This is a genomic window from uncultured Bifidobacterium sp., from assembly GCF_959020145.1.
GTDB lineage: Bacteria > Actinomycetota > Actinomycetes > Actinomycetales > Bifidobacteriaceae > Bifidobacterium.
Genome location: NZ_CAUEQY010000036.1, coordinates 1 through 10,263, shown reverse-complemented (window position 1 = coordinate 10,263; position 10,263 = coordinate 1). Strand labels below are relative to the sequence as shown.

Genomic DNA, 10,263 nt, shown 5'->3' with positions numbered 1-10,263 from the left:
AAAAGGCGCCGACGGGTTTGTTCGTCGGTGCCTTGAAATGTGGAAGTGTGGCCTAGCGTCCGTTTGGACGGAACATCTGGCAGCGCATCATCCGCGGGAACCGTTGGCGTAGAAGCGGGCCAGGGTTTCGTCGCGGAATTCGTCGAAATATCCGCCGTCAATCGACGCGCGAATATCGTCCAGCAGCTTCACGAAGAAATGCTCGTTGTGGATCGTCGCCAATGTGAAACCGTTGAATTCGCGGGCACGCAACGCATGATCCACGTAAGCGCGCGAATAATGCGTGCATGTGTAGCAATCGCAGCCCTCTTCAAGTGGGCCAAAATCATGCTTGAATTGCGCGCGCTTGATGTTGTAACGTCCGCCGCGCGTGAAAATCGCGCCATTTCGGCCGCAACGCGCCGGTGCGACGCAATCGAACGTGTCTCCACCATTCTCGACGCATGCGAAAATATCGTCGACTGCAGCGATGCCGAGCACGTGGCGCGGTCGGCTTTCCGGCATCGCATCGCAAATCCAGGCGCAAGTGTCGCCGATAATGCGCTTTTCAATCGCACCTCCAATACCGACGCCGTCGAAATCCAACGAAGCGATCTGTTCGGCCGCATGCCTGCGCAAATCCTCATAATTCGCGCCCTGTACCACGCCATACAGCGCCTGATACGGCTTGCCGACGCGCTCTTCGGTAAGTCTCTTATGCTCGGCAACGCAACGCTGCGCCCAACGGTAGGTGCGTTCCACGGAACGCTCCTGGTAGCCGCGCGTGTTCATCAGTGTGGTCAGCTCGTCGAACGCGAACATGATGTCGGCGCCGATCTTATGCTGGATTCCCATTGAAATTTCGGCGGAAAAACGGTGCAGTGAGCCGTTGAGCGGCGATTTGAACGTTACGCCGTCCTCGTCCACGAACGCGAGGCGCTCCTTGCCTTCGGCGATCACGTCGTCTGATTTCATGCCGGTCACATCCATGGCGAGCGTCTTCTTGAAGCCCGCGCCGAGCGAAAGCACTTGGAAACCGCCGGAATCGGTGAAGGTCGGACCGTTCCAGTTCATGAATTTGGCAAGGCCGCCGGCTTCGTCGAGCACTTGTTCGCCGGGGCGTTCATACAGGTGAAACGCGTTGGACAGCAGGCATTGCGCGCCGAGGTCCTTCATGGTTTCGGGCAGAACGGCTTTCATCGCGGCCTGCGTGGCCACGGGCACGAACGCTGGAGTGTGAATATCGCCGTGGGGGGTGTGAATAATGCCGGTGCGACCATATCGTGCGCCGCCTCGCCCCTTACCGTCCGCCGCGTCGGGAAGGCGGTTTTTCTGTTCGAAATAGAAGGCGTCGCGGCGGCCCGGCTTGCCTGGTTCCGCTCCACGCGGATGTTCGATGAGATTTTCGGACACTGCGGTTGCCGCGTTTTGCGTGTCTTGCGCTGTGTCGGTAGATGATTCGGTAAGGCTTGTCATGCGGAATATTTTATGCGATAGCAGCGATTCTTGAAAGTGCTGCAAAGAATGCGATCGGTGAAATGAAAATAAGGAAGATGTGGAAAGTGCGATGAAGGTGCCGATCGCATTTTGGTGCGATTTTCAGATTCAATGGTGATGTTGAACGTATTTGGCTGCTACTTTCAACAAACATTCAGGAAACTTCCAGAGCGAGTATCTTTACTCATAGATAGCAGTTCGAGCGGCACGATTGCTGATTTGTGAAATGCCGCGAGACGAATAAGGAGCGAAAATGGCTGAAGAGAACGACCAGAACGCCGTGCAGCCGCAGAATGACGAACAACAGACCGTGCCGATGCCGTCGGTTGATGCGGAACAGACGCAAACTTACGCAGGTGAGCCGTATGCTGCAGAGTCGGCTACCGAACCGATTGACGTGCAGGGCGGTATTGAGGATCAGCCGACGGCCGCCATGCCTGTTGCGAACGATGGCGCTTCGGCGGAATCCGCGGCTGCGGCGGGCGATACGTCGGATTATGCTTCCGCGGCGGGCGAACGTACCGTGGTTGGCGGTTCCACGCAGGATGCGCCGGCCCAGCAGTACCGTCCGGCACCGGAATATGGTGCGTACGGTCCCGTGCCGACGCAGCCGGCTGATGGCACCGCAGCCGCGAACGATACTGCGAATGGTGCGCCGAACATGCCTCCGCAGCCGCAATATGGCGCGTACGGGCAGGCTTCCGGACAGCAGCCGCAGCGGCCTCGCAATCCTTTCTTCGGGAATCCGTATGTGGGTGGAAATCAGCAGAACGATCAGCAGAACGCGCAATCGAATAACGGCAATCCATTCATGAAGCCCGCTGCGCAAGGCGGTGCCAACGTGCCGCCAGCAGCGCCGAATACTCCCAATAACGGCAACCCGTTTGGGAATCCGAATAACGGTAATCCGTTCGGTGCCCCGCAGCAGAATGGCGCTGCAGCCAAGCCGAAGTCCGCTTCCGGCGTGACCGGGCATGTGATGACCGGCGTGGTGGCGGCCCTCGTCTCCGCGGCATTGTGCCTCGGCGTCGGCTACGCGGCAATCACCAATGGATGGGTGACCGTACCCACCTCCAGCTCACTGACCAGCGTGAAGTCCAACACGTCCGGATCCGGTTCGGCGAAAGCCAAATCCGGCGAGGCCGCGGACTGGAGCGCAGTGGCGAAAGAAGTGTCCGATTCTGTGGTGTCCATTGACGTGGCAACCAGCGACGGCAGCGCCAAAGGCTCCGGCGCAATCATCAGCGACAAAGGCTACATTGTCACCAACAACCATGTGATTTCCGGCGCGAAGCAGATTCAAGTGACGCTCGCCAACGGCACCATCTACTCAGCGCAAATCGTCGGCACCGACACCACCACCGATCTGGCCGTAATCAAACTCGACAATCCGCCGAGCAATCTGAAAGCCGCGGAATTTGCCGATTCCGACAATCTTGCCGTGGGTGAATCCGTGATGGCCATCGGCAATCCGCTCGGCTACGATGACACCGCAACCGTCGGCATCGTTTCCGCGCTCAACCGCCCGGTGACCGTGTCCGATGACAACAACAACGACATCGTTACTAACGCCGTGCAGATTGACGCGGCCGTCAACCCAGGCAATTCCGGCGGTCCGACCTTCAATGCGGCCGGCCAGGTGATTGGCATCAACTCATCCATCGCATCCACCACAACGTCTTCCGGCACCGCCGGATCCATCGGCATCGGCTTCGCCATTCCGTCGAACCTGGTAAAGCGTGTGGCTAACGAGATCATCGACAACGGCACCGTGCAGCATGTGGCGCTCGGCGTCACCATCAAGAGCTCCACGGTTGAGGCGGACGGCGTGACCCGCGGTTGCACGCAGGTGCAGTCCGTGGTCGACAACAGCCCGGCGGCCAAGGCCGGAGTGAAGGCCGGCGACTCCATCGTGGCGTTCAACGGCAAGGCGGTGAACAACAACTATTCGCTGCTCGGCTACGTGCGCGCCTCCGCCATGAACGACAAGGTGACATTGACGGTCGTGCGCGACGGCAACACCATGGAGCTTGACGTGACACTCGACCAGGAGGAATCCCAAACGAACTCCGCCAACAGCCAGAACCAGCGGAACAACGGCAATGATGGCCAGAGCCAGAACGGCAATGGCAACGGTTACGGTAATGACGGCAATGGCAACGGAAATGGACAGAGCGACGGCAACGGCTACGGTGACGGTGGCGGCCTGTTCGACCCGTTCGGCCTGTGGTAAAGCGAGATGTTGATGCGGTGCGTGAATTGACGGACGCAAGTTGTTGCGGTGCGCAAGTCAAGACTGTTGGGCTGACTAAAACGTTTCGCGACATGCGAACGGACGGAAGCCACCCGATAGGCTGACGGCGAAGACGCGGCTGGCACCACGAAATCGCAAGTACAACGAAAACCGCGAAAATCAACAAAAAGCAAGCCAAAAGAAGAATGCAATAAGGGCTGTGTGAGCAATCGCACAGCCCTTATTGCTGTATTGCGGCACAAAAATCGCAAATATTTGCTATGCTGAAAATATCTTTTTACGCCGTGTATCGATGGCTCGCGCGGGCGAGGCGCCGATGGGTTAACAAGGCGTCCGATACGAGCGTAAGGAGATTCTCATGCGTAGAATCATCGATATTTGCTGGCGACTGTGCAAACAGGTTCCGTTACTGCCGATTACCATTCTGTCCGCGATTCCGTTGGCATTGCTGGGGGAGTGGAAGCCGTGGGGCGAGGCTGCGTGGGATTCGTGGATTTCGCAAGTCGGCGTTGACGGGTTGAGTGCGTTCAATCCGGGCGTTGGGCAGTGGATTGTGATCGCGTTGGTTGCGTACACGATTGTGGTGACGGTACGCGGCATGATCGACGATCTGCGGCACGGGCATGTTGGCGTCGATCTGCTGGCGGTCGTCGCGATTGCGTCGACGGTCGCAGTGCAGGAATATTGGGCCGCATGGGCCGTGGTGCTGATGATCTCGTCCGGCGAGGCGATCGAGGAATTCGCGCAGTCAAAGGCCGAAAGCAACCTGACCGCGCTGATCGACGCGGCACCGCGAACCGCGCACGTGGTCGTGCTGCCCGGCATGCGGGGGCATGTGCACGCGTCGGGCAGCGAGCATACGGCCGACGTGACCGCCGACGGATTTCGTACTGTCAGAGTGTCCGATTCTGGAGAAACGGACAACCAAGACGGTGAAAAGCGTGCTTTTGCGTCTGAATCTCCAGAAACGGACACAAAAGGTGCCGCGCAGACGTATGATGCGGCTGGAGAGCGTTTCGAAACGGTCCCCGTTGATCAGGTACAGCTCGGCGACGTGATCCTGGTGTTGCCCGGCGAAACGGTGCCGGTCGACGGTGAGCTGCTGTCGGGCGTGGCCACGTTGGACCTAAGCAACATCAACGGCGAGCCCGTTCCCCGCGAAGTATATGCGGGCGCTCGCGTGATGTCCGGTGCGGTCAATGGCTCCACAACATTGACCATGCGCGCCACGCAACTTGCGCACGATTCGCAATACCAGAAGATCCTGGAGCTGGTCTCGTCGGCGCAAGAGTCGCGCCCCGCTGTCGTGAAGACCGCGGATATGCTTGCAGTGCCGTTTACCGTGCTTTCGCTTGCGATTGCTGGGATTGCATGGGCGATTTCCGGATTGCCGCTGCGATTTGCGCAAGTATTGGTGCTTGCTACGCCATGTCCGCTGTTGATTGCCGCGCCGGTCGCATATGTGGCTGGAACCGGGCGACTTGCCAAAGCGGGAATCCTGATCAAAGCGCAGGATGTGCTGGAAAATCTAGGTCGCGTATCGCATATTTTCTTCGACAAAACCGGCACGCTCACCGTCAAGCAGCCGCAGGTCGTACGTGTAGAGAAGCCGTTTGAGACGAGTTCGCCGTTCAATGAGGACCATATTCTCATGATGGCCAGCGTGGTGGAAGGCTATTCGGTGCACATTCTGTCGAAAGGCATCGCGGCGGCCGGACGCAAGGCTATGGATGATTTGTATGCGCGGTATGCGGCGGGGCAGAGGCTGTGCGTCGAGCGCGATTTGCCGGGGCACGGGCGCGACTATCCGGTGGTGAAGAACATTGTAGAGGAGTCCGGCAAGGGTATATCCGGCGAAGTGAACGGGCATCAGGTGCGCGTGGGGCGGTTCGCATACGTGACGGCTGACGAATCCGGATTCATGCCGGTGCTGCATATGCCGGATGCGACGTATTACGTGTCCGATTCTGCCGAATCGGACAAACGGGAGACTCAGAATGCGCTGCGGATGTCCGATTCACCAGAAACGGACATCCAGAGGGCTAAAACGTGTGTTTACTTGTCCGATTCTCCAGAATCGGACACTATGGGAGTGAGGAACGGGGTGCCTGACGATGCGCAGCCTGCAGCCGCGCCCTCTACTTCCGCGTCCGTCGCAACCCAATCCGCCGCTCGCAAGCCTGAAACCGCAAACTCGCTGTTTGCCCCGCTCGCTCCTGACGAAATGGCTGCATACGTGGCGATTGACGGCCGTCTTGCCGCCCGCATCGTACTTCGTGACGTACCTCGCGAGAATGCGAAGCGTTCTTTGGCTCGCCTGCACGAGTTGGGTGTCAAGGAACTGTCCATGCTTACCGGCGACAAGGCTGCGTCCGCCCGCATCATCGCAAACGAAGTCGGTATCGACGACGTGCAGTCCGAACTGTTCCCTGAAGACAAGGTTGCCGCCGTCAAGAGCGCCACTGAATCCAAGCACCAGAAGCTGTCGTTGTGGAATCGCATCAAGCAACGCGTAACCGGCGAATCCAAGAATCGTCAAATCACCATGATGGTCGGTGACGGCGTCAACGACGCCCCCGTACTTGCGGTTGCCGATATCGGCATGGCCATGACCGACGGCACGTCCACCGCGGCTTCCGAATCTGCGCAAGTGGTCATCATGAATGACGACATTGCGTCCGTTCCGCGGGCCATCGCCATCGCGCGCCGCACGAAAAAGGTGATGTTGCAGGCGGTGCTGATCGGCCTCGGCCTTGCGATTATCGGCATGATCGCGGCCGCGTTCAATCTGATTCCCGTGGTTGTCGGCGCGTTCATGCAGGAAGCGATTGATGTTGTCAGCATTCTGTGGGCGCTCACCGTGCTTTTCGACCGTGGCGAATCAGCCTGATTGCGCCTCGAAACCCCGTATCTCGCCTATATATGGCAGATTTGGAGGTCTGTCAGCAAGTATTTCGCTTATATCTGGCAGGTCCATATGAGAAAACCGGACTTAGGGGGCGAGAATACACCCTCTAAGTCCGGTTTCTCAAAACAGCTCTGCCATATATAACGCAGATAGCTCCGGACGAACTTCGGAATCTGCCATACATAAGGCATGTATAAGGCAGATTCGGAAGTTTTGGGATTGTTTACAGCGAGCTCGGGGAGATTTCTCCAGCAATCGATGTGTGCATCCACTTGCCGAAGTCGGCTCCGGTCACGCCTTGAGACAGCAGGAACATGATTTTCGCATACGTGGCTTCCAGCGTCATATCGCCAGATCCAATTGCGCCGGCGCGTGCGATCGCATCACCCGTCTCGTAATGGCCGAGCAGTACTTCCGCCTGCTGGCACTGCGATGCAATCACAACGGGAACGCCATCATGCAGCACGTCGGCAATCACGTCAGTCAGTCCAGGCTCGTCGCTTGGCACATTGCCGACGCCGTACGCACGCAACAAAACCGCTTCCGGCCGCGGCGTAAGCATCGCTTCCAACCGTGCCGCGGAAATGCCGGGTGCCATATCGATCACCGCAACATCATGGCGAGAGTAAGGCTGAGGCGACGTCCAACCGCAGCCAACCGCAGCGGAATCGCCCGCATACCAATGCCATGGCGTGCCAGTGCGTGCCAGCGGGCCGACGGAAGGCGCCGAAAAACCTTCAAATGCCCAGCTCGACGACTTGCTCACACGATTGCCCGCAAACAGGTGATGTCCAAAAAACAGTCCCACACCGTGGAATCGTCCGCTCATCGCGGCATTCAGCGCGCCCGTGACATTCGCAGTGGCATCCGATTCGATCTTGCCAAGCGGATGCTGTGAACCCGTGAAAATCACCGGCTTGCCGAAATCGGCCAATGCGTACGAAAGTGCGGCGCTCGAATAGCTCATCGTGTCGGTGCCATGCAGCACCACGAACGCGTCGGCATCATCGCGGTGCGCACGCAAATCGTCGACCATCGTCTGCCAATTGTCGGGAGTCGCATTCGACGAGTCGATAAGAGGATCAAGCTCGGTGAACGTGAACAGGCTCGCGTCCATGTGCGCGTCCTCCAGCAGACGGGACAGCCATCCGCGAGTGTCGGCGCCCGGAATCAGGCCGTTCGGCGAGTCAATCATGCCGATAGTGCCGCCGGTATATGTGATGTGAATGCGCATTGCCACCTTCTTACGATTGCCTGGTACTTAATAAGTACTTGCTTGCGATTGCGGGATGGACGAATTCCGATATTTCGGATTCCTACATCCCGCGATTCTGCGACTACTTGCGATTGTACGTGCATCTGCCGCGCTCATCGCGTACGATTAATGCAGCCACACGTTGGATTCATCTGGATTCAGCGCAAACACCAACGCCAGTGCGCACAAGGCGAAGAAGTCGTAAGAAAGTGCATGAGCACCCCTGTCGCAAATGCAGGGAATGCATTAGGCTAGAGCGCGTGACTGAAACTCATGAACTTCGTATTGCTGTAATCGGCGCCGGCCCTGCAGGCGTCTACTCCTCTGACATTTTCCTGCGCCAGTTGAAGAAGCTCGGCGAGGAGCTCGGCCTCGGCGCTGCCGCCCGAATCGACCTGTTCGAAAAGCTGCCGGTGCCGTTCGGTCTGGTGCGCTACGGCGTGGCCCCCGATCATCCGTCCATCAAATTCATCGCGTCGGCACTCGAAAAGACGCTCGACAATCCGGACATCCACCTGTACTGCGACGTGGAATTCGGCAAGGACGTGACGCTCGACGAACTGCTCGAACGTTACGATGCCGTGCTGTTCGCCACCGGTGCCGTCGAAGACAAGCCGCTCGGACTGCCGGGCGCCGATCTGGACGGCGTATACGGCGCAGCCAAGTTCGTGGAATGGTACGACGGTTATCCGACCGGCGCTCGCGAATGGCCGCTTGAAGCTGAGGAAGTCGCCGTGATCGGCGGCGGCAACGTGGCCATGGACGTGGCTCGCGAGCTCATGCGCAATGCCGATGATCTGAAGGAGCGCACCGACATTCCGGACAACGTATATGAGGGCATCAAGTCCAACAAGGCGCGTGTGCTTCACTTGTTCATCCGTCGCGGTGTGGCGCAGGCCAAGTTCTCCGTGCAGGAATTGCGTGAGATGGAGAAGCTGCCGGGAGTGCAGCTGATCATCAACGAAGACGATTTCGATTTGGATGAAGACACGATTGAAGAGGCCGGCAAAGACAAGCTGACTCGTCAGATGGTCGAAGAGCTGTTCACGATTCGTGAGATGGCGGAAGACATGGAAGATGACGGTGACGTGGATTATGAGGGTAATCCGGCTGACCGCAAATATTACGTGCACTTCAATTCCGCTCCGGTCGAAGTGTTGGGTGAGGACGGCAAGGTCGTTGGCATCCGTGTGGAAAAGACCGAGACATCGGCGGACGGCAAGATGAGCCGTACCGGCGAATTCGAAGAGTATCCGGTGCAGGCTGTGTACCATGCGATCGGCTACAAACCGGCCACCGCGCCGGGCATTGCGTACGACGAGCGTCATGCGCACTTGGCGAACGCGAACGGTGACGGTCGTATCACTACGGCCGCTGAAGCCACGGATGAAGTGCGCGAGCGTCTGTATGCGACCGGTTGGGCGAAGCGTGGTCCGGTTGGCCTGATCGGCTCCACCAAGTCCGACGCACTGCTGATCGTGACCAATATGCTGGAGGATTTGTCGAAGGCTGCTGAAGGCGGTCGTGTGGCTGCCGATCGTGATCCGGAGTCCATCGACCGGCTGCTGGAATCGCGCGGTGTCAAGCCGATCGACTTCGCTGGCTGGAAGAAGATCGATGCGTTCGAACGTGCCGAGGGTGCGAAGGAAGGCCGTGAGCACAAGAAGGTCATCGATCCGGAGCAGATGCGCGCCCTGGCTCACGCTTAAGGTGGGTGTTTGGGATCTGATCTGATAGGTCCCAGGTTTCTTTCATGCGTCTTGGATGTCCGATTCTGGAGAATCGGTCACCCAAGACGCATTTTTTATCCTGTGCTTGTCCGTTTCTGGTGAATCGGACATCTGGAGTGTTCGAAACATGTTCTGTATGTCTGTTTCTGGTGAATTGGACATGTGATGTGGACGAAGGACTTGCTACTTGTCCGATTCTCCCGATTCGGTCACCCAAAGGCCTCTTGGCATGCATCGGATGTCCGTTTCTGCAGAATCGGATATCCGGGGAGAAGCTGAGCATGCGAACTTCCGCAACTGCCCCCTAGTCCTTTCCGCAGTCCAGTCTCCAGCACATATCCAGCAAAAACTCAGGCTCCGTTTCTACGCTAGTGACCATGAACGGCAAATTGCGGGTGCATGGCCATTGCAATGGCTTGAAGACAACGCTGTTATTCGCGTTGATGTGGGGCGTCATCATGCTCATTTGGTGGGCGACCGGTGGCGGCCAGCGTACGCTTGGCATCTACATTCTCATCGGACTTGGCTCAACGTTCGCATCCTACTGGTTTTCCGACAAACTTGCGATTGCATCCATGCATGCGCAGGAAGTCAGCGAGCAGGAAGCGCCGGTACTGTACAAAATCGTGCGCGAACTGTC

General features: G+C 58.1%; 5 protein-coding genes and 1 pseudogene. 4 read left to right on the top strand and 2 right to left on the bottom strand.

Annotation, left to right across the window (positions count from 1 at the left end):
* Nucleotides 1-87: 87 nt before the first annotated feature.
* Nucleotides 88-1,455, bottom strand: a complete 1,368-nt coding sequence (tgt, locus tag Q5H33_RS07270) for a tRNA guanosine(34) transglycosylase Tgt (RefSeq protein WP_171842572.1) — start codon at nt 1,453-1,455, stop codon at nt 88-90.
* A 274-nt stretch (nt 1,456-1,729) separates the two neighbouring features.
* Between tgt and Q5H33_RS07265 the strand changes: the two genes are divergently transcribed.
* Entirely contained in the window at nt 1,730-3,709 is a 1,980-nt protein-coding gene (locus tag Q5H33_RS07265; protein ID WP_126015804.1) for a S1C family serine protease, read from the top strand.
* A 379-nt stretch (nt 3,710-4,088) separates the two neighbouring features.
* The gene (locus Q5H33_RS07260) at nt 4,089-6,620 is read left to right on the top strand and encodes an HAD-IC family P-type ATPase (protein WP_164519340.1); all 2,532 of its coding nucleotides are present in this window, start codon (nt 4,089-4,091) and stop codon (nt 6,618-6,620) included.
* 241 nt (nt 6,621-6,861) lie between these two features.
* Here Q5H33_RS07260 and Q5H33_RS07255 read toward each other — a convergent pair whose 3' ends face one another.
* Nucleotides 6,862-7,872: an asparaginase gene (locus Q5H33_RS07255; protein ID WP_065434958.1), complete on the bottom strand. Its 1,011-nt coding sequence runs from the start codon at nt 7,870-7,872 to the stop codon at nt 6,862-6,864.
* Between the two features lie 281 nt (nt 7,873-8,153).
* Between Q5H33_RS07255 and Q5H33_RS07250 the strand changes: the two genes are divergently transcribed.
* Nucleotides 8,154-9,602, top strand: coding sequence for an FAD-dependent oxidoreductase (locus tag Q5H33_RS07250; RefSeq protein WP_065446561.1), 1,449 nt, complete (start codon nt 8,154-8,156; stop codon nt 9,600-9,602).
* A 398-nt stretch (nt 9,603-10,000) separates the two neighbouring features.
* Nucleotides 10,001-10,263: pseudogene (locus Q5H33_RS07245) on the top strand (protease HtpX); the annotation flags it as partial.